The organism is Bacillus cereus group sp. BfR-BA-01524 (assembly GCF_022662595.1).
Taxonomy (GTDB): Bacteria; Bacillota; Bacilli; order Bacillales; family Bacillaceae_G; genus Bacillus_A; species Bacillus_A thuringiensis_S.
In genome coordinates, this window is record NZ_JAKUDW010000038.1 from 20,969 (window position 1) to 40,194 (window position 19,226).

Genomic DNA, 19,226 nt, shown 5'->3' on the forward strand with positions numbered 1-19,226 from the left:
AAGAAAGATGAAGAAGTTATTATCAATATCGTTTGCACTTATTTTAATTGTAAGTATATTCAGCGCTTGTAGTAATGGAGAATCGAAAGAAACAAAAGGAAATAAGAAAGTACTCGTAATGGGGACTTCAGCAGATTATAAACCATATGAATACGTGGAAGCTTCAAAAAGTGATGAAATTATTGGTTTTGATGTTGATGTTGCTAAATATATCGGAAAAGAACTTGGGTATGAAGTGAAAGTGAAAGATATGGATTTTGGTGGTTTATTAGCATCTCTTAGTTCAGGAAAAGTTGATTTCGTAATGGCAGGCATGACGCCAACTGCAGAGCGTAAAAATAATGTTGATTTTACAGATATTTATTTTGTTGCGAAAAATATGGTCGTTTCTAAAAAGGATTCTAACATTAAATCTGTAGAGGATTTAAAAGGGAAAAAAGTAGGGGTACAAACAGGATCTATTCAAGAAGAGAAAGCAGCAGAATTTAAAAAACAAGTAGATTTCAAAGTTGAGGGACGTGACCGTATACCAGAAATCGTACAAGAAATTAAAGCTGGTCGTTTTGACGCTGCAATTATAGAAGACACAGTTGCTAAAAATTATTTAGAGAAAATGAAAGATTTACAAGGAATTGAAATTAAAGAAGCACCAGAAGAAGTTGGAGCAGCAATTGCCCTTCCGAAAAACAGTGATAAAACAGCTGAATTTAATAAAGTAATTAAAAAAATGCAAGAAAATGGAGAAATGGATAAATTAGTGAAGAAATGGTTTGGCAGCGAAAAATAAGCTGCCTTTCACTTTTCTGTGAGGGGAATGAGCAGTATGAATTTAGATTTCTCGGCGATTACGCCTTCGATACCGTATATACTAAAAGGTTTAGAAGTTACTTTGAAAATTGTAGCAGTATCAGCTTTAGCAGGATTTATTTTAGGAACATTATTAGCACTTTGTAAAATTGCTAGAATACGAGCGTTAAATATAGCAGCAGATTTTTATACATCAATTTTTCGTGGTACACCACTTGTATTGCAATTAATGATTATTTATTTCGGCGTCCCGCAAATAATTGGTTATGAAATACCAGCATTCTTAGCAGCTGTACTTGCATTTAGCTTAAATTCAGGTGCATACATGTCAGAAGTGATTCGTGCTGGTATTCAAGCAGTTGATAAAGGACAAACAGAAGCAGCAATGGCTTTAGGGATACCGTACGGAAAAATGATGAGAAATATTATTTTCCCTCAAGCATTAAAAAATATATTACCAGCGCTTGTGAACGAATTTGCGACACTTACGAAAGAATCAGCTGTAGTAACAGTAATAGGCGCGACTGATTTAATGCGCCGTGCTTACATCGTAGGCGGTGAAACGTTTAAATATCTTGAACCATTACTTTTTGTTGGACTGATTTATTATATGTTAGTCATTATTCTTACATTAGTCGGGAAGGCAATTGAAGGGAGAATGAAGAAAAGTGATTAAAATTGAAAACCTTCATAAATCATTTGGTAAAAACGAAGTATTAAAAGGAATCACAACAACGATTGAAAAAGGGGAAGTAGTTGCAATTATAGGGCCTTCTGGATCAGGGAAATCAACATTTTTACGTTGTATGAATATGTTAGAAGCACCGACGAATGGTCACATTTGGATTGGAACGGAAGAAGTAACGAATCCGAAAACGAATGTTATGCATGTTCGTGAAAATGTCGGTATGGTCTTTCAGCATTTTCACTTATTTCCTCATATGACTGTATTAGAAAATATTACGTATGCTCCTATCAATGTAAAAGGGGTAACGAAGCAAGAAGCTGAAAAGAAAGCTGAGAAACTTTTAGAAAAGGTTGGATTAGTAGATAAAAAAGATACGTATCCGAATCGTCTTTCGGGAGGACAAAAGCAACGTGTAGCAATTGCAAGAGCGTTAGCTATGGAACCGGAAGTTATGTTATTTGATGAACCGACATCGGCGCTAGATCCAGAGATGGTGAAAGAAGTGTTAGAAGTTATGAAATCGTTAGTTACGACTGGAATGACGATGGCTATCGTTACACATGAAATGGGCTTTGCAAAAGAAGTGGCAGATCGTGTTCTTTTCTTGGACGGAGGAAAGCTTGTAGAAGATAGTGCGCCAGAAGAATTTTTTGCAGCGCCGAAAAGTGAACGTGCGCAACAATTTTTACAAAAAATATTGTAATATGAAAAGGTTATGTGAATAATAAGTAGAAAAGGATGACATTGTGTCATCCTTTTTTTATACTAGCTGTAAATACGTTTATACATATAGGAGCAATGATATGTTCAAAATTGGATACCGTACAGTAAAAACAGCAATTGGGACAGGCGCGGCAGTTTTTATTGCTCAGTTATTAGGATTAGAATTTTATAGTTCAGCAGGTATTTTAGTTATTTTATGTGTACAAAATACGAAGCGCAAATCGCTTCAAGTGTCGTTACATCGTTTTCTAGCGTGTGTATTATCAATGGTATTCGCGTTTTGTATTTTTGAAACGATCGGCTATACACCACTTGCAATTAGCATATTGTTACTTACATTTATTCCGACTGCAGTAATGCTTAAAATTCAAGAAGGTATTGTCACGAGTTCAGTTATTGTTATGCATCTATATTCATTGAAGCAAATTACATGGCTTATAGTTGGAAATGAAATTGCTATATTGACGATAGGGATTAGCGTGGCATTATTAGTAAATATGTATATGCCGAGTAGTGAAAATAAGCTAAAAGAGTATCAGGATAAAATAGAGAGTAGTTTTAAAACGATTTTGTTTGAAATGGTTGTGTATTTACGAAATCGAGAAAGTAGTTGGAGTGGAGCAGAACTCATTGAAACCGAGAATATGTTAAATGAAGCAAGAGATTTATCGTTTAAAAAACTTGAGAATGCATTTATGCGAGAAGATGATTATTACTATCGTTATTTTAATATGCGTATGCAACAATTCGAAATTTTAGAGAGAATGATACCACTAGCAGCTTCTTTATCGTGGACGTATGAACAAGCTGACATGATTGCAGATGTTGTTGAAAACATTGGTAATGCTATTAGCCCTGAGAGTACTGGAGTTATTTCCTTAAGGCAGCTTCAAGAAATGAGGGAATTATTTAGAGACATGCCATTGCCAGCTACACGCGAAGAATTTGAGATACGTGCGAAACTTGTTCAACTTGTGTATGAAATGGAACAGTATTTACTCATTAAAAGTCGCTTTAAGGGAAAGGATAATATAAAAGAACTTATATAGAAGGTAGGAATTATCTATGCCGTATCTTCTCTCTATCATATTATGTCTTTCTTTATCGCCGATTTGGCCTCTTGGGGATAATCCACGTGCCGGAGATCCTTTTATTATTGTAAATAAAGCAACGAATAAATTAGCTTACATTGACGATGGAAAGATTCAAAAGGTTTTTCCAGTAGCGACAGGAAAAACGAATGAATTAACTCCAGAAGGAACTTTTGATGTTGTAATGAAAGCGAAGGATCCGTATTATATTGCGAAGGATATTCCAGGTGGATCGCCAAAAAATCCACTTGGATCAAGGTGGATTGGATTTAATGCAAGAGGAACTGATGGAAGTAAATATGGAATACATGGAACAAACCAACCGAGTTCAATTGGAAAGTATATTTCACAAGGATGTATAAGAATGAAGAAAAACGATGTGGAATATTTGTTTGATCGTATTCCAATTGGAACGAAAGTATGGATTGTGAAATCGAAAAAATCATTTCAGCAATTGGCAAAAGAAAAAGGAGCCGTTGCATATGAAAAAGTCAACGAAAAGGTTGGCTTTTTCTATTGTAATAAGTTGTCTTGACATGTGTACATAACCGTGCGTTAATGAAAGTATAGAAAGATAAAATTAGATAAAGGGGTTGCTCATATGTACTTGAATCCAAAACTTTCGTATATGCAGTTTTTTATGGGATTTCTATTTGTTATTACATTCATATTGGCAACTTTTAATATATGTTCTTATCTTGTAGCGATTGTATGTATGGCATTACTTAATCTCACTTTTGTTATCGGGGCATTTCAGCAGAAACAATATACAAGTTTTGTAATAGCACTTGTAATGTCATTTTCCTTTAGTATTGTAGCGATTGTGTTTTATATAAAATAAACCATCTCGATGTCGAGATGGTTTATTTTGTCATGTGTAAAAAGTAAAAAAAGGACGAACACATCGCCCTTTTTACCAAAACATACTCGCGCCAGCAAGTAATGTTGTTACAAGCATAGAAATTAGCATCACATAAACCATAATTTTTTGAGCTTTTTTATGCATCGTTATACCTCCTTGCAAATCAGTACAATTTCATTGTAACGAGAAATGAAATTATGGACAAGGGGAGAGCAAGGACAAAATTCGGGAAGGGGTTGCAAAATATAACAGGAAATTTGAGTGTGTGTAGAGAATATAGTAAAAGGGTATATTGTTAATTTTTAGTTAGGCAAGCTGAAGAATGGAGATACGATGATGAAAATATACGAAACAGATCGTTTATATTTAAGGGAAATTGATGAGTCGTATGCTGAAACAGTTCTTCAATATTACGACAGAAATCGTGAGTTTTTAAAAGCTTGGGAAGAGTATAGACCGGATGATTTTTTTACGCTAGATTATCAAAAGAAAAAGTTGCAAAAGGATAGAAAAGAGTTCGAAGAAGGGAAAATCATCAGACTATGGATTTTTAAAAAAGGTGATGATACGAAAATAATTGGGTGCATTTCATTTAATTTAATCGTTCGTGGCATTTATCAATCTTGTGTACTCGGTTATAAATTAGATAAAGCAGAGTTAAACAAAGGGTATACGACAGAAGCGCTTAGAAAAGCAATTCAAGTTGCTTTTGAGGGATTTCAGTTACATCGTATAGAAGCTCCGATTATGCCTCGTAATTTAGCATCTATACAAGTAGTGACGAAGATAGGCTTTCAATATGAAGGTGTGTCTAGGAAGATGTTAATGGTAAATGGCGTGTGGGAGGATCATATGCGCTGGGTATTGTTAAATGAGTAATAGAAAGCAGATGGTTATCTAGACATGTAAACCATCTGTTTTTTGTCTTGTATTTCGAAACTTTTGCGAAATTCTGTTATAATTAATAGTGTTACATACATAATGGTAGTGCAGGAGGCGCAGTCTTATGATTAATCAAGAACGTTTAGTAAATGAATTTATGGAATTAGTACAAGTAGATTCTGAAACGAAATTTGAAGCAGAAATCTGCAAAGTATTAACGAAGAAATTTACAGATTTAGGTGTAGAAGTATTTGAAGATGACACAATGGCTGTAACTGGTCATGGTGCAGGTAACTTAATTTGTACTTTACCAGCAACAAAAGATGGTGTTGATACAATTTACTTTACTTCTCATATGGATACAGTAGTTCCTGGTAATGGAATTAAGCCTTCTATTAAAGATGGATATATCGTATCAGATGGTACAACAATTTTAGGTGCGGATGATAAAGCTGGATTAGCATCAATGTTCGAAGCAATCCGTGTTTTAAAAGAGAAAAATATCCCTCACGGTAAAATTGAATTTATTATTACAGTCGGAGAAGAATCAGGTCTTGTTGGTGCAAAAGCTTTAGATCGTGAGCGTATTACAGCGAAGTATGGCTACGCATTAGATAGCGATGGAAAAGTTGGTGAAATCGTTGTTGCAGCTCCAACACAAGCGAAAGTGAACGCAATTATTCGCGGGAAAACAGCTCACGCTGGTGTAGCACCGGAGAAAGGTGTATCTGCAATTACTATCGCAGCGAAAGCAATTGCGAAGATGCCACTTGGTCGCATTGACTCTGAAACGACTGCAAACATTGGACGTTTTGAAGGTGGTACACAAACGAATATCGTTTGCGATCATGTACAAATCTTTGCAGAAGCTCGTTCTTTAATCAATGAGAAAATGGAAGCACAAGTTGCGAAAATGAAAGAAGCATTTGAAACAACTGCAAAAGAAATGGGTGGTCATGCAGACGTTGAAGTAAACGTTATGTACCCAGGATTTAAATTTGCAGATGGCGATCACGTTGTAGAAGTTGCAAAACGTGCAGCTGAAAAAATTGGTCGTACACCTTCTCTTCACCAAAGTGGTGGCGGAAGTGATGCAAACGTAATTGCAGGACACGGTATCCCAACAGTTAACTTGGCAGTTGGTTATGAAGAAATTCATACAACAAACGAGAAGATTCCTGTTGAAGAGTTAGCAAAAACAGCAGAATTAGTTGTTGCAATTATTGAAGAAGTAGCGAAGTAATAGAATAGAAAAAGCGTGTAAATCAATTGTGATTTACACGCTTTTTATTTTGATTCGATTATTTTTACAAGGCGTATAAGCCAATACAAGAAAAATCATGGCAGTATATAATATTAGACGAGAGAAAAATCCAAACGTATTCATGTTGAAGATTGGAAGGAGTAAATAATTAATTATGATGATTAATATAACTACAAGGAACATATTATAGTTAATTTCATCATAATCAGCCTCTTTCACATGTGTATCCTCTTTATATGGATTATAAAAAAGAACAAGTAATTATTATAACTATTGTGCAAAATTTGATATAATGAAAGAACGAATGTTCTGATTAGGGAGTGAGTACTATGCGAGAAATGTATCCGAAAAATGGTCGTGTAATTTTGCATGTAGATATGAATTGCTTTTTCGCATCTGTTGAAATTGCTCATGATCCATCATTACAAGGAAAGCCATTAGCGGTTGCTGGAAATGAAAAAGAGAGAAAAGGAATTATTATAACATGTAGTTATGAGGCGAGAGAATACGGAATACGTACGACGATGCCCCTTTGGGAAGCGAAAAGGTTATGCCCGCAATTAGTTGTAAGGCGTCCTAATTTCACATTATATCGCGAAGCTTCATTTCAAATGTTTCAAGTCCTTTCTCGTTTTACAGAAAAGATACAACCAGTCTCAATAGATGAAGGATATTTAGATATTACAGATTGCTACGCACTTGGTTCGCCTCTTGAAATAGCAAAGATGATTCAACAGGCACTATTAACAGAGTTGCAGCTTCCGTGTAGTATCGGAATTGCTCCAAATCTATTTCTAGCAAAGACCGCTTCAGATATGAAAAAACCACTTGGTATTACCGTGCTTCGAAAACGCGATATTCCAGAACTGATTTGGCCACGTCCAGTTGGAGCAATGCATGGAATTGGTGAGAAAACAGCTGAAAAATTAAATGATATTCATATACAGACAATTGAACAGTTGGCAAAGGGAGACGAGCATATCATTCGCTCTAAAATTGGCAAGCACGGTGTTGATTTGCAAAGGCGTGCAAAAGGTATGGATGATAGGGAAGTGGATCCGAGTCAAATGGGACAGCATAAAAGCGTCGGTAACTCGATGACTTTTTCAAAGGATATGGATGAAGAGAAAGAATTACTTGATATGTTAGAACGTTTATCAAAGTCAGTGAGTAAAAGGTTACAAAAGCGAACCCTTGTCAGCTATAATATTCAAATTATGATTAAATACCATGATAGGCGAACAGTAACACGGAGTAAGCAATTGAAAAATGCGATTTGGGAAGAACGCGATATTTTTCAAGCAGCATCCCGTTTATGGAAGCAACATTGGGATGGTGATTCCGTGCGTTTACTAGGTGTTACAGCTACTGAAATAGAGTGGAAGACAGAATCGGTGAAACAATTAGATTTGTTTTCATTTGAAGAGGATGCAAAAAAAGAACCGCTACTTGCTGTCATTGATCAAATTAATGATAAGTATGGAACACCACTTTTACAACGAGGTAGTCAACTACTACGTAAGCAAGAGAAGTCGTTTCAACAAAAGTTAGAAAATAAGTTTATGTAGAAGGTGTCATGAAGTAGTAAATATCATGACACCTTTCCTATTTAACTCGCTTCTAAATCTAAAGAAGTCTTCCATCCAGCTCCAGTAACGCCAGATTCTAATAGCATTCTACTTACTATTTTTTCAATTAAGATAGCTGCATTTGTCTTGCAATGTAATGTAGCCTGTATACAAACTTTTTGATTAGAATCTACATCTTCACTATACAACTCTTTTAAACTGAGCCCTTCTGTACTTACCATATGCATAAGTAAAAAACGAATATGTGCTTCATTTTCTTCTGAACAAGTAAGGGAAAGTAAGTAGTTCGTTTGTTCAGGTGATTCTTCTTTTGATTTTTTATTCATAAAAAGAGCAATTGGGCGAAGAAGTATATTTGCTAGTAACACGCCGGCTGCACCTAATATAGCTGCAACGAGGAAACCGGCGCCTGTAAGAGTACCGACAGCAGCTGCACACCATAAAGTAGCTGCCGTATTTAGCCCTCTAATACTAAAACCATCGCGGATAATAACGCCACCCCCTAAAAAACCAATACCACTAACAACTTGAGCAGCAATGCGGGATGGGCTAGCATCATGATCAAGCATGACGGATAATAAAACAAATATACAGGCACCAAGTGATACGAGAGCATTTGTCCGCAGCCCGGCCATTCGGTGTCTCCATTGCCTTTCCATTCCGATGCAAGCACCTACAATAATTGCGATAACTAATCTGAATACAATGTCGTACCATACCATCATGGTCACCTCCATATATAAGTATCTGTTATGTTTTTTAGAATGAGCGGGGATACCCACTCATTCTTATTTTTACAACCAGCTATGAAACTTTTTAATATAAAGCTTTTTCAGGAATTGTGTTAAGACAGCGTAGCCTAATAGTATTCCTACTAACCAAGGGAAGTAGCTAAGTGGCAATGCTTGTAAACCAACGGCTGCACCAAGTGGTGAGAATGGAATATAAATCCCGATTGCCATAATAAGAGCAGTTAATAAAACGACTGGTGTTGATGCAGTGCTTTGAATAAACGGAATCTTCTGTGTTCTTATCATGTGAACAATTAAAGTTTGTGTTAACAATCCAACGACAAACCAACCGGACTGGAATAATGATTGTTCGCTCGGTGTATTTGCGCCAAATACATTCCACATGACTACGTATGTGATAATATCAAATATAGAACTAATTGGGCCGATACAAATAATGAAGTTTCGTAAGTTTGCAGTATCCCATTTTCGTGGCTTTTCTAGAAACTCTTTATCCATTTTGTCCCATGGAATAGAAAGTTGTGAAATATCATAAAGTAAGTTTTGAATTAAAAGATGAATGGCAAGCATCGGTAAAAAGGGAATGAAAGCACTTGCTACTAACACGCTAAACACATTACCGAAGTTAGAGCTAGCTGTCATCTTAATATATTTTAAAATATTTCCGAATGTAGTACGCCCTTCTAAAATCCCGGCTTCTAATATAGTTAAACTTTTTTCGAGTAGAATAATATCGGAAGCTTCTTTTGCAATATCAGTAGCAGTATCAACGGATATTCCGACATCAGCTTCACGTAATGCTACAGCATCGTTAATGCCATCTCCCATATAACCTACAGTGTGTCCATTTCCTTGTAGTGCGCGTATAATGCGAGATTTTTGCATTGGATTTAGCTTCGCAAATACAGTCGTTTCTTCAGCAAGTTTTGCTAATGCTTTATCTGGTAAAGAATCAATCTCGTAACCGAGGATGGGTTCGCCGATATTTAATCCAACTTCTTTACAAACCTTTCTTGTAACAATTTCGTTATCGCCAGTTAAAATTTTCACTTGTACACCATGCTTTTGTAATGCTTGAATTGCAGCTGCTGCAGATGGTTTCGGTGGATCTAAAAAGCCGATATATCCAGCGAGAATCATATCAGTTTCGTCTTTTACTGCGTACTCTTTATCATTTATTTTTCTATCTTTTTTATAAGCCACAGCAATAACCCGCATACCTTCACTATTCAATGTCTCGCTTAGTTTTTTGACATTTGAGCGTGTTTCCTCAGTGAGTGTAACTATTTTTTTATCCACTTCAGTGTAGTTACAAATTGATAAAATTTCTTCTACGGCACCTTTACAAACCATTGTATGTTCACCTGAACTATCCTTTACGATGACTGACATACGCCGGCGGGCGAAATCGAATGGAATTTCATCTAGCTTTTGAAAAGCTGATGGATCAAATGTATTGTTTTCCTCTGTATGCTTAATAACAGCTTTATCTATTAAGTTTTTCAATCCAGTTTGATAGAAACTATTTAAATAGGCAAATTGCAAGACGCGATTACATTCATTTCCACTAGGATCTAAGTGACGAACAAGGACAACTTTATCTTCTGTTAAAGTTCCGGTTTTATCTGTACAAAGAATGTTCATAGCACCTAAGTTTTGAATAGAATTTAGTTGTTTTACAATTACTTTTTGTTTAGACATGTTAACGGCACCTTTAGCTAAATTAGCAGTTACAATCATTGGTAACATTTCTGGTGTAAGACCAACAGCAACTGCAATAGCGAAGAAGAAAGCTTCTTGCCAATCTCCTTTTGTGAATCCATTAATGAGAAGGACAATAGGCGCCATAATAAGCATGAATGTAATTAAGAGCCAGCTTACTTTGTTTACACCTTTATCAAAGCTTGTTTCTACACGCTTTCCGATTACCTTATTTGCTAAAGAGCCGAAATACGTATCGGTACTTGTTGAGATGACAACAGCTTTTGCGCTACCACTTACAATATTTGTTCCCATGAAACAAAGGTTTTCCATATCGAGTGGATTGTAATTTTTTTTCATGTTTTTCGGTAAGATATGCTTATTTTCTGTATGGTAGCAGTGTTCGTATTTTTCTACAGGAAGTGCTTCCCCTGTTAAAGAAGATTGATTAACAAATAAATCTTTAGCGGATACAATACGCACATCAGCTGGAACGATATCACCTGCTGAAAGGGAAATAATATCGCCAGGTACAAGTTCCTCAATTGGAATTTCTGTTGTGTAATTTCGATTTAAATTCGTTACATTTTTTATTTCATGTACAAATCCATTTATTCTAAATACACTCGCAGTTGTTCGAACCATAGCTTTTAACTTATCGGCAGCTTTTTGAGAACGAAATTCTTGGGAAAACCGAATCGTTGCACTAAGTAGTACCATTGCAGATACGACAATTGTTCCTTGTATGTCATCTGTGAAAAAGGAGAGTGCTCCAAGAGCTAATAAAACGAAAATAAATGGATTTTTAAATGCCGACAGAAATTGAATGTACCACGGCGCCATTTTATTATGAGCTATTTCGTTCGGACCATATAAAGAAAGTCTACGAGACGCTTCTTGTTTAGATAATCCATCTTGTGTTGTTTCTAAAAGTTTTAATGCAGAGCTTACATCTTGTGTTGCAACCTCCACTAACAATTCGTTATTTGTTTTCATGCTATCTTGCTCATAAGCATGCTTTGTTTCTTGTCTTTGTAAATTAAACATTGGTAGTTCCTCCTCTGTCATGAAGGAGGAAACAATCTGTTACCTAACTATTTGAAATGGTGAGGAACAGTTTCTTTCCTACCTACATGATGAAATATGAATGTAAAACGTATGGGTATCTGGGCCGAATCATCAATTGCCAACTGTTCCTCACCTCCGTACAATTTAGTAGTTTCTGAATATGCTATGTTTGTTTCATAGTAAGGTGCATAGATACGTAAAAAGACCTTTACTCAAAACGAGTAAAGGTCTGAATTCGCAGTTAAAAGAGTCCACAACAAAGACTGTTAGTAGACATAAATAAAAACAGTTTTTGTGTGTGACAAAATATATGCACCTCTCCCTCGTTGAGTTTTAGCACTGTATAGCATAGGTACTGAAACCAGCTACGTTAAGAAAGGCCTTCATTCCGACCTTTCCTGTTGACCCATTGGCGTCTCTCGACATTTTTGGGCAGCAGCGTTTCTCTATACAGGAGCCTCACCTAACAGAGACCATATTCAATTACATGTTGAATGTTAGCACTGTAAAATCGTAGTGTCAATATCTTTTTTATCTGTGTTTTTAAAATATTAAATGGATTTATAATAGATATATGAGATGAAATGCATGATATTAATTATAAATAATGTGGAAAATAAATATTTTTATAAGAGGGGAATTTGTAATGGTACCACAAAATTTTATTATAAATATTGAGAATCAAAAGTGGTTGTTTAATGAGCAGGAAGATTTATGTTCTCATGGAGAAATATATCCCGCATTAACGGGCAGTAAGACTCCCACCTCAAAATTCGGCTAGAGCAAAGGAGTTAGGTGGGAGAGATCAAACTGCCCGTAAAAGCCCGATTGGTTCAACTAATAATCAGTGGGGACGGTGCCCCCCCACTGATTAAAGTTTCACTTTATTTAAATGTGGCTGGAACGATTATTACGCAGACAGGTATGGATGAGGAATGGGGAATAAGTGAATCAGCTTTAGCTCTGTTACGAACTTTAGATAAAGAATATATTTGTGATATTGAAAATGAAGAGGGGCTTATTTTGCACGGATGTGGCACTATGCTCATGTTAGGATGCCCAATTTCAATTCATTGGACTATAAACCATATAGGTGAAAATGTGGTTTTAAAGGATTTTGTCAAAGTTATTTCTACTGATCAAGAGGCTATATACTATGAAGGGCTTCATATAGAAGTAAATGAAAATGAATATAGAAAACAAATTGTTTCTTTTGCGCTACAAGCAAAAGAATTATTCAATAAATCAAGTGAAAAGGTAATTTTAGATGAGTTTGATCAAAGTATGTATACAGACTTTTGGACGGAATATAATCATTTGCTAAATAAGTATAAATAAAAAAAGCACTGTAACCAGTGCTTTTTTATTATAGATTACGAGATTGTAGGGTTTTCAAAAATAACAATCTCTGAACTGTTTGTAGTTGAAACGCGTTGGGCGTAATATGTTAAAGCTGAAGAAATATATGCTGGTAACGTATCATTTGTATGTGATGTTGTATATTCATGGATTAATTCCTTTAAAGTTGTCCATTCTAATTGTGCTGGGTGATCAGACACGAAAGAACTTACCCAGCGATCAAATGAAGATGAAAAATCAGTTTGTAAACGAAATACTTCTTTCATAATAAAACGCTCCCTTAAAATGTAGTATAATCATTTTAACACAAAACACGAACGATCGCTAAATTTTTTAAGTATAACGTTCGTGTTATATAGTTGTCTAGATGATTGGTTATGTAAATTCAATTTGCCATTTGAAATAACATTCCGTAAGATGAGAGATAGAGTATATTTAGAGCTGGAGGAAAGAAAGTGGAATTTGTATTTTTAGGAACTGGTGCAGGTGTTCCTTCAAAAGGAAGGAACGTTTCAGCAATTGCTTTACAATTGTTAGAAGAACGAGGACAAACTTGGTTATTTGATTGTGGCGAGGCCACGCAACATCAAATATTACATACATCTGTACGTCCGCGCCGCATTGAAAAAATATTTATTACGCATTTACATGGCGATCATATTTTTGGATTGCCTGGTTTATTAGGTAGCCGTTCATTTCAAGGAGGAACTACGCCTTTAACGGTGTATGGACCGAAAGGAATTAAACAATTTATTGAAGTGGCATTATCGGTAAGTACGACACATGTGAAATATCCACTTGAAGTTGTGGAGATAACAGAAGAAGGTACCGTATTTGAAGATAATGAATTTTATGTAGAAACGAAAAGATTGTCACACGGTATAGAATGTTTTGGATATCGTATTGTAGAGAAAGATATACAAGGTGCTCTTTTAGTTGATAAGTTGCTTGAGATGGGTGTGAAACCAGGTCCAATCTTTAAACGTTTAAAGGATGGAGAAGTAGTTGAATTAGAGGATGGCACGATATTAAATGGAAATGAGTTTATCGGCCCACCTCAAAAAGGAAGAATTATTACTATCTTAGGTGATACGCGATATTGCGAAGCGAGTAGGGAGCTTGCGCAAGATGCAGATGTACTTGTCCATGAAGCGACTTTCGCAGCAGAAGATGAGCAACAAGCGCATGATTATTTTCATTCCACATCTAAGCAAGCTGCGAGCATTGCACTTCAGGCAAATGCGAAGCGATTAATCTTAACTCACATTAGTTCTCGCTATCAAGGAGATACATATAAGGAATTATTGAAAGAGGCAAGAGAGTTGTTTTCTAATACAGAAATAGCGACAGATTTGAAATTATTCCCAGTAGAAAAATAATAATTTTGTAAAAAATGGTAACGATAGGTTACCATTTTTTTATGTCTAAAAAAATTTAAAAATAAAACTGTTATTATTTTATATTTATACTTGGATGATACAGAAAATTAGAATGGTTTGAATATATACGATAAAAATACGAAATAATGATTATTTAGAAAAACTGTTATATAAGTCAGATGACATACAAGTGATACAAATAGCAGGAATGGACTTTTATTCAGAACTTTTAAAATTCAACAAAAGTAAGCGTTTTATAAAAAACAAGCTATAATGAGGGCAGATTATAATTTATGATAAGTCACATGCTTTTTAGTTATTATCGTAACAAGTGAAGTTGACTAAACCATGAGAGAGTAACATGAGAATTATAATAGGAAAGATATCGCTTGTTTATGCTATCCTTGCAATGGCTTCTGTGTTAAACTTTGGATTGCTACCAGACTTTATTGTGGATTATCTTATATCATTTTTTAATGAAAATAATGCTAAGATTCTTATGTATTATTATAACTGGTATTATTTCAGGTTATATTGGATTACTGTTATTTGAAAATTATCCAATTCATACAGCAGAACAAATTCGTGGTACAACTGGAAAAGCGACAGATGTAGCAGGTTAATAGAATAGTAGAATAAATTTTTGCATAGAGGTTTAGGGGGAGTTATGATGAAGTATCGCTCAGTATTTGATATTATCGGTCCAGTTATGATTGGACCATCAAGTTCACATACAGCAGGCGCGGCAAGAATGGGGCAAGTTGCTCGCCAGCTGTTTCGTCATGAACCAGAAAGAGTAAGCATTTCGTTATATGGATCATTTGCAAAGACGTATCGAGGGCATGGTACGGATGTAGCACTAATCGGTGGAATATTAGGATTTGAAACAGATGACTTACGTATTCCAGAGGCGCTAGAAATAGCAAAAGAGCGCGGAATTGAAGTGGAATTCATTGAAGAAGATGCCAATGCACCTCACCCAAATACAGCGAAAATTCGTTTGTATAAAGGTGAAGAAGAAATTGAAGTGGTTGCTTGCTCAATTGGTGGTGGTAAAATTGAAGTTGTAGAATTAAACGGATTCGATCTTCAATTATCAGGCACAAGTCCAGCACTACTTATTGTAAATAACGATCGCTTTGGTGCTATTGCAGCAGTAGCTTCAATCCTTGCTACAAACGAGATTAACATTAGTACAATGAGTGTTTCTCGTAAAGAAAAAGGAAGAAGAGCGCTTATGGTTATTGAAACAGATGAATTATTAGCAGATGAAGTAATTGAAGAAATAAAAGCGCAACAAAATATTTGTCAAGTAACTATTATGGATTAATTGCAGGGGGGACACACCATGTTTCGGAACGCAGCGGAACTAGTGGCGCAAGCTAAAGAACAAAATGTAAAAATCGCAGAAATTATGATTCAATGTGAAATGGAAACAAGAAGTATTTCACGTGAAGAAGTAATTGCTGGTATGGAAAAGAACTTAGTCGTGATGGAACAAGCAGTAGAACGTGGTATTCGCGGCGTGAAATCACCAACTGGTTTAACTGGTGGAGATGCTGTAAAAGTTCAAGCGTATATGAAGAGTGGAAAAGGCTTATCTGGAGATACGATTTTGGATGCAGTAAGCAAAGCTGTTGCAACAAATGAAGTAAACGCAGCGATGGGAATTATTTGTGCAACACCAACAGCAGGGTCTGCCGGAACAGTGCCAGGTGTACTATTTGCGCTAAGAGAAAAATTGCAGCCTACACGTGAAGAAATGATTGAATTCTTATTTACAGCAGGAGCTTTCGGTATGGTTGTTGCGAATAACGCTTGTATTTCTGGTGCGGCAGGAGGATGCCAAGCTGAAGTTGGTTCAGCAAGTGGAATGGCGGCTGCAGCTGCAGTTGAGATGGCTGGTGGAACACAAGATCAAGCAGCTACAGCGATGGCAATTTCATTAAAGAACATGCTTGGTTTAGTGTGTGATCCTGTTGCAGGACTTGTAGAAGTACCTTGTGTAAAACGTAATGCAGCAGGAGCTGCAAATGCGATGATTTCAGCAGATTTAGCATTAGCTGGTGTAACGAGTACAATTCCATGTGATGAAGTAATTGAGGCAATGTTTAGAATCGGACAAACGATGCCAGTAGCACTTCGTGAAACAGCGGAAGGTGGACTTGCAGCAACGCCGACTGGTCGTCGCCTGCAAGAAGAGATTTTTGGGAAGAACAATAACTAAGTGTAATTATAGAAAAAGGAGCTCAAATAAACTTGAGCTCCTTTTTCTATTTTTCTTTTGTTAGTTGTTCTAATGTTTTTCCAAGATTATGTGATCGTTCCGTTGCCTGTGTAATACAAGAAATAAGTGCTTGTTGAAATTTATGTTCTTGTAATACTTCAATACCTGCTTCGGTAGTTCCGCCAGGAGAAGTAATTTCCTTTCGCAAAATAGAAGGGTGTTTGTCACTTGCTTTTAGCATTTCAGCAGCACCAATCATCGTTTGAAGAATAAGTGATTTTGCAATATCTTCTTTTAAACCAATTTTTTTTGCAGCTTCTTCCATAGCTTCCACTACGTAATAAATATAAGCAGGTCCACTTCCGGATAATGCAGTGACAGCATGCATATCTTCTTCCTCTACAACAGAGACGAGACCAATTGTTTCAAATAAAGATGTTGCAGTGCGAATATGTTCCGCTGTTGCATGTTTCGAAGGGGAGATAGCGGTAGCTGATTTTAAAATGGCTGCGGATGTATTTGGCATTGCACGAATAATTGGAACGTCTTTTTGAAGTAGTTTTCTAATTGAGTGAGTAGAAACACCTGCTAGTAATGAAATAATAAGCACGTTATTATTTATGTATTCTTTAAAAGGGGTAAGCGCCTCTGCAACATCCTTTGGTTTCATTGCTAGAAAAAGAATATTTGCATCAGTAAGTAATTCTTTTTTATTATGAGTACCTTTGACACCGTATTTTTTATGTAGCTCTTGTAATCTTGTCTCGTTAGAACGATTACTTACAGTAATTTGTTCACCTTTAACAACATTTGCATGTAACAAGCCACCAATAATAGCTTCAGCAATAGAGCCTGCACCGAGAAAGGAAATGTTTTGAATAGACATGATGTTCCTCCTTTAATTTTGGTTAGAAATTCTTATAAATGTACATACATTCGTTTTTTTATAGGAAACACCTCTTTTTATCTGAAAATAATGACAAATATATATAGAAGTTGTAAACTGAAGAAGTATTCATTTTTGAACCGGAAAGAGACAGGGGGGGCTAAGCATGACGGCGATTCACCGAATGGAGATTCCTGTACCATTTGCAGTAGAAACTGTGAATGTGTTTTTAGTTGAGGGGGAGACATTAACATTAATTGATACAGGGACGAATACAGAAGAGGCAAGAAATGCGTTAGAAAGTCAATTAGGTGCATTAGGACATACGGTAGAAGATATTGAAACAGTAGTCATTACGCATCATCATGCAGATCATTGTGGACTTTTAAATATATTTTCTGAGAAGACGAATATTATTGGACATCCTTGGAATGAGCCTTGGATCACACAAAATCCAGAGTTTTTAAAGCAGTATCATGAATTTTTTAGAGAGACGGCCTTACAGTTTGGTGTGCCAGTAGCATTTTTGAAAGACGAGTCGTTATTGACGACGAGGACACTTAAATATTCTTGTAATAGATCGTTAACGCATACTGTGAGAGAAGGAGATCGTATTAATTCTTTGCCTGGATTTACAGTGCTTGAAACACCAGGTCATGCTTCTACTCATATTTCTTTATATAGAGAATCTGATGGAATATTAATTGGTGGAGATGCTCTCATTAGTCATATTTCTTCGAATCCAATACTAGAACCACCATATGAAGGGCAAACAGAACGGGCACGCCCATTACTACAATATAATCAAACATTACAGCGTTTAAGCGAAATGAATATTTCACGCATTTTATCAGGGCATGGGGAAGATGTTCTAAATGTGAAACAACTTATTGAAACGAGATTACAAAAGCAAGAAACACGTGCTTTTAAAGTGCTTGAGTTATTAAAGGAAAAACCAATGACAGCATTTGAAGTATGTGTAAAATTATTTCCAGTATTATATAAAGAACAATTACCACTTACTATTTCAGAAACGGTTGGACAATTGGACTATTTAGCATATAATCAACAAGTGATGATTGATGAGTCATCGCAACAATTGATTTATTATGCAAAGTAGGTGACAGCAATGACAGGACGTTTACAAAATAAAGTAATCGTCATTACAGGTGCTTCTAGTGGGATTGGTGAGCAAGTTGCAATGCAAGTTGCAGCACAGGGAGCGACTCCAGTATTAATGGCTCGAACAGAAGAGAAACTACAAGCGTTAGTAGACAAAATTAAAGAAACTTATAATACGCCTTGCTATTATTATGTATTAGATGTAAGTGAAGAGATGGAAGTACAGTCTGTTTTTTCAAAGGTATTACAAGAAGTGGGACGTATTGATATATTAGTAAACAATGCGGGATTTGGTATTTTTAAAACGTTTGAAGATGCGTCAATGGGTGAAGTAAAAGATATGTTCCAAGTAAATGTATTTGGATTAGTAGCATGTACGAAAGCGGTACTACCTTATATGGTAAACAAGAATGAAGGACATATTATTAATATTGCTTCACTTGCTGGAAAAATTGCAACTCCGAAATCGAGTGCTTATGCAGCAACGAAACATGCCGTATTAGGATTTACGAATAGTTTACGCATGGAATTAGCGAATACAGATATTTATGTTACAGCAATTAATCCAGGTCCGATAGATACAAACTTTTTTGAAATAGCGGATCAATCTGGTACATATGTAAAGAATATGGGACGTTACATGTTAAAACCAACATACGTAGCAGAACAAATCGTAAAGTCGATACACACGAAAAAACGTGAAGTAAACTTACCGAAGTGGATGGGAATTGGCCCGAAACTTTATGCTTTATTCCCAGGTTTATTTGAACGTGTAGCAGGTAAATCATTAAGTAAAAAATAGGAGATTTCCATATGGAAATCTCCT

At 35.8% G+C, this 19,226-nt stretch carries 20 protein-coding genes, 1 pseudogene and 1 riboswitch; of the genes and pseudogenes, 16 read left to right on the forward strand and 5 right to left on the reverse strand.

Going from position 1 to position 19,226, the window contains the following annotated elements; genetic code table 11:
- The first annotated feature begins 7 nt into the window (after positions 1–7).
- The 6 genes from MR170_RS15455 to MR170_RS15480 all read left to right on the forward strand — a co-directional run bounded on the left by MR170_RS15455 (position 8) and on the right by MR170_RS15480 (position 4,150).
- A complete protein-coding gene (locus MR170_RS15455) occupies positions 8–787 on the forward strand; it encodes a transporter substrate-binding domain-containing protein (protein WP_016080336.1) in 780 nt (259 codons plus the stop codon).
- Between the two features lie 36 nt (positions 788–823).
- A complete protein-coding gene (locus tag MR170_RS15460) occupies positions 824–1,483 on the forward strand; it encodes an amino acid ABC transporter permease (protein WP_001046915.1) in 660 nt (219 codons plus the stop codon).
- On the forward strand, positions 1,476–2,198 hold the full coding sequence (locus MR170_RS15465; RefSeq protein ID WP_000590208.1) for an amino acid ABC transporter ATP-binding protein: 723 nt from the start codon (positions 1,476–1,478) through the stop codon (positions 2,196–2,198). Before MR170_RS15460 ends, MR170_RS15465 begins: the two co-directional genes overlap by 8 nt.
- 100 nt (positions 2,199–2,298) lie before the next feature.
- Complete coding sequence (locus MR170_RS15470) at positions 2,299–3,267, forward strand: aromatic acid exporter family protein (protein ID WP_242308605.1); 969 nt, start codon at positions 2,299–2,301, stop codon at positions 3,265–3,267.
- Between the two features lie 16 nt (positions 3,268–3,283).
- Positions 3,284–3,844, forward strand: a complete 561-nt coding sequence (locus MR170_RS15475; protein WP_043935917.1) for a L,D-transpeptidase — start codon at positions 3,284–3,286, stop codon at positions 3,842–3,844.
- Between the two features lie 66 nt (positions 3,845–3,910).
- Positions 3,911–4,150: a DUF3894 domain-containing protein gene (locus MR170_RS15480; protein ID WP_000281167.1), complete on the forward strand. Its 240-nt coding sequence runs from the start codon at positions 3,911–3,913 to the stop codon at positions 4,148–4,150.
- Between the two features lie 72 nt (positions 4,151–4,222).
- On the opposite strand, the gene prli42 is transcribed toward MR170_RS15480, so the two are convergent.
- Positions 4,223–4,315 carry a stressosome-associated protein Prli42 gene (prli42, locus tag MR170_RS15485; RefSeq protein ID WP_000549037.1) on the reverse strand — a complete coding sequence of 31 codons (93 nt, stop codon included), beginning with the start codon at positions 4,313–4,315 and terminating at the stop codon, positions 4,223–4,225.
- Between the two features lie 189 nt (positions 4,316–4,504).
- On the opposite strand from prli42, the gene MR170_RS15490 reads away from it, so the two are divergent.
- From MR170_RS15490 to MR170_RS15500, 3 genes are all read left to right on the forward strand, one after another.
- Positions 4,505–5,050 (forward strand): GNAT family N-acetyltransferase, encoded by a 546-nt coding sequence (locus tag MR170_RS15490; protein ID WP_042969071.1) that lies wholly within the window; start codon positions 4,505–4,507, stop codon positions 5,048–5,050.
- 127 nt (positions 5,051–5,177) lie between these two features.
- Positions 5,178–6,296, forward strand: coding sequence for a tripeptidase T (locus MR170_RS15495; protein WP_000609803.1), 1,119 nt, complete (start codon positions 5,178–5,180; stop codon positions 6,294–6,296).
- Positions 6,297–6,646: 350 nt separating this feature from the next.
- Positions 6,647–7,885, forward strand: coding sequence for a DNA polymerase IV (locus MR170_RS15500; protein ID WP_226605038.1), 1,239 nt, complete (start codon positions 6,647–6,649; stop codon positions 7,883–7,885).
- 41 nt (positions 7,886–7,926) lie between these two features.
- Here MR170_RS15500 and MR170_RS15505 read toward each other — a convergent pair whose 3' ends face one another.
- Positions 7,927–8,628 (reverse strand): MgtC/SapB family protein, encoded by a 702-nt coding sequence (locus tag MR170_RS15505; protein ID WP_050844500.1) that lies wholly within the window; start codon positions 8,626–8,628, stop codon positions 7,927–7,929.
- Between the two features lie 72 nt (positions 8,629–8,700).
- Positions 8,701–11,406 (reverse strand): magnesium-translocating P-type ATPase, encoded by a 2,706-nt coding sequence (gene mgtA, locus MR170_RS15510; RefSeq protein WP_050844499.1) that lies wholly within the window; start codon positions 11,404–11,406, stop codon positions 8,701–8,703.
- A gap of 331 nt (positions 11,407–11,737) precedes the next feature.
- Positions 11,738–11,905: riboswitch (M-box (ykoK) riboswitch) on the reverse strand.
- 168 nt (positions 11,906–12,073) lie between these two features.
- Between mgtA and MR170_RS15515 the strand changes: the two are divergent.
- A pseudogene (locus MR170_RS15515) lies at positions 12,074–12,765 on the forward strand (hypothetical protein).
- A 35-nt stretch (positions 12,766–12,800) separates the two neighbouring features.
- On the opposite strand, the gene MR170_RS15520 reads toward MR170_RS15515, so the two are convergent.
- Positions 12,801–13,052 carry a DUF3932 family protein gene (locus MR170_RS15520; RefSeq protein ID WP_000665709.1) on the reverse strand — a complete coding sequence of 84 codons (252 nt, stop codon included), beginning with the start codon at positions 13,050–13,052 and terminating at the stop codon, positions 12,801–12,803.
- Between the two features lie 189 nt (positions 13,053–13,241).
- On the opposite strand from MR170_RS15520, the gene rnz reads away from it, so the two are divergent.
- The 4 genes from rnz (at position 13,242) to sdaAA (ending at position 16,392) form a co-directional block, all read left to right on the forward strand.
- Positions 13,242–14,165, forward strand: a complete 924-nt coding sequence (rnz, locus tag MR170_RS15525) for a ribonuclease Z (RefSeq protein ID WP_242308606.1) — start codon at positions 13,242–13,244, stop codon at positions 14,163–14,165.
- Between the two features lie 485 nt (positions 14,166–14,650).
- On the forward strand, positions 14,651–14,788 hold the full coding sequence (locus MR170_RS15530; protein ID WP_173927902.1) for a hypothetical protein: 138 nt from the start codon (positions 14,651–14,653) through the stop codon (positions 14,786–14,788).
- Between the two features lie 47 nt (positions 14,789–14,835).
- On the forward strand, positions 14,836–15,495 hold the full coding sequence (gene sdaAB, locus MR170_RS15535) for an L-serine ammonia-lyase, iron-sulfur-dependent subunit beta (RefSeq protein WP_000877449.1): 660 nt from the start codon (positions 14,836–14,838) through the stop codon (positions 15,493–15,495).
- 18 nt (positions 15,496–15,513) lie between these two features.
- The gene (gene sdaAA, locus MR170_RS15540) at positions 15,514–16,392 is read left to right on the forward strand and encodes an L-serine ammonia-lyase, iron-sulfur-dependent, subunit alpha (RefSeq protein ID WP_000489461.1); all 879 of its coding nucleotides are present in this window, start codon (positions 15,514–15,516) and stop codon (positions 16,390–16,392) included.
- A 46-nt stretch (positions 16,393–16,438) separates the two neighbouring features.
- On the opposite strand, the gene proI is transcribed toward sdaAA, so the two are convergent.
- Entirely contained in the window at positions 16,439–17,278 is an 840-nt protein-coding gene (gene proI, locus MR170_RS15545) for a pyrroline-5-carboxylate reductase ProI (protein WP_050844497.1), read from the reverse strand.
- Between the two features lie 166 nt (positions 17,279–17,444).
- Between proI and MR170_RS15550 the strand changes: the two genes are divergently transcribed.
- Both MR170_RS15550 and MR170_RS15555 read left to right on the forward strand, forming a co-directional pair.
- Positions 17,445–18,398, forward strand: coding sequence for an MBL fold metallo-hydrolase (locus tag MR170_RS15550; protein ID WP_242308607.1), 954 nt, complete (start codon positions 17,445–17,447; stop codon positions 18,396–18,398).
- Between the two features lie 9 nt (positions 18,399–18,407).
- Entirely contained in the window at positions 18,408–19,202 is a 795-nt protein-coding gene (locus MR170_RS15555; protein WP_016080349.1) for an SDR family NAD(P)-dependent oxidoreductase, read from the forward strand.
- Positions 19,203–19,226 lie beyond the last annotated feature (24 nt).

Excerpts from the sequence above, each read along its gene's own strand:
- MR170_RS15455 (WP_016080336.1), top strand. The coding sequence starts at position 8 with ATGAAGAAGTTATTATCAATATCGTTTGCACTTATTTTAATTGTAAGT.
- MR170_RS15460 (WP_001046915.1), top strand. The coding sequence starts at position 824 with ATGAATTTAGATTTCTCGGCGATTACGCCTTCGATACCGTATATACTA.
- MR170_RS15470 (WP_242308605.1), top strand. The coding sequence starts at position 2,299 with ATGTTCAAAATTGGATACCGTACAGTAAAAACAGCAATTGGGACAGGC.
- MR170_RS15475 (WP_043935917.1), top strand. The coding sequence starts at position 3,284 with ATGCCGTATCTTCTCTCTATCATATTATGTCTTTCTTTATCGCCGATT.
- MR170_RS15480 (WP_000281167.1), top strand. The coding sequence starts at position 3,911 with ATGTACTTGAATCCAAAACTTTCGTATATGCAGTTTTTTATGGGATTT.
- prli42 (WP_000549037.1), bottom strand. The coding sequence starts at position 4,315 with ATGCATAAAAAAGCTCAAAAAATTATGGTTTATGTGATGCTAATTTCT.
- MR170_RS15490 (WP_042969071.1), top strand. The coding sequence starts at position 4,505 with ATGATGAAAATATACGAAACAGATCGTTTATATTTAAGGGAAATTGAT.
- MR170_RS15495 (WP_000609803.1), top strand. The coding sequence starts at position 5,178 with ATGATTAATCAAGAACGTTTAGTAAATGAATTTATGGAATTAGTACAA.
- MR170_RS15500 (WP_226605038.1), top strand. The coding sequence starts at position 6,647 with ATGCGAGAAATGTATCCGAAAAATGGTCGTGTAATTTTGCATGTAGAT.
- MR170_RS15505 (WP_050844500.1), bottom strand. The coding sequence starts at position 8,628 with ATGGTATGGTACGACATTGTATTCAGATTAGTTATCGCAATTATTGTA.
- mgtA (WP_050844499.1), bottom strand. The coding sequence starts at position 11,406 with ATGTTTAATTTACAAAGACAAGAAACAAAGCATGCTTATGAGCAAGAT.
- MR170_RS15520 (WP_000665709.1), bottom strand. The coding sequence starts at position 13,052 with ATGAAAGAAGTATTTCGTTTACAAACTGATTTTTCATCTTCATTTGAT.
- MR170_RS15530 (WP_173927902.1), top strand. The coding sequence starts at position 14,651 with ATGCTAAGATTCTTATGTATTATTATAACTGGTATTATTTCAGGTTAT.
- sdaAB (WP_000877449.1), top strand. The coding sequence starts at position 14,836 with ATGAAGTATCGCTCAGTATTTGATATTATCGGTCCAGTTATGATTGGA.
- sdaAA (WP_000489461.1), top strand. The coding sequence starts at position 15,514 with ATGTTTCGGAACGCAGCGGAACTAGTGGCGCAAGCTAAAGAACAAAAT.
- proI (WP_050844497.1), bottom strand. The coding sequence starts at position 17,278 with ATGTCTATTCAAAACATTTCCTTTCTCGGTGCAGGCTCTATTGCTGAA.
- MR170_RS15550 (WP_242308607.1), top strand. The coding sequence starts at position 17,445 with ATGACGGCGATTCACCGAATGGAGATTCCTGTACCATTTGCAGTAGAA.
- MR170_RS15555 (WP_016080349.1), top strand. The coding sequence starts at position 18,408 with ATGACAGGACGTTTACAAAATAAAGTAATCGTCATTACAGGTGCTTCT.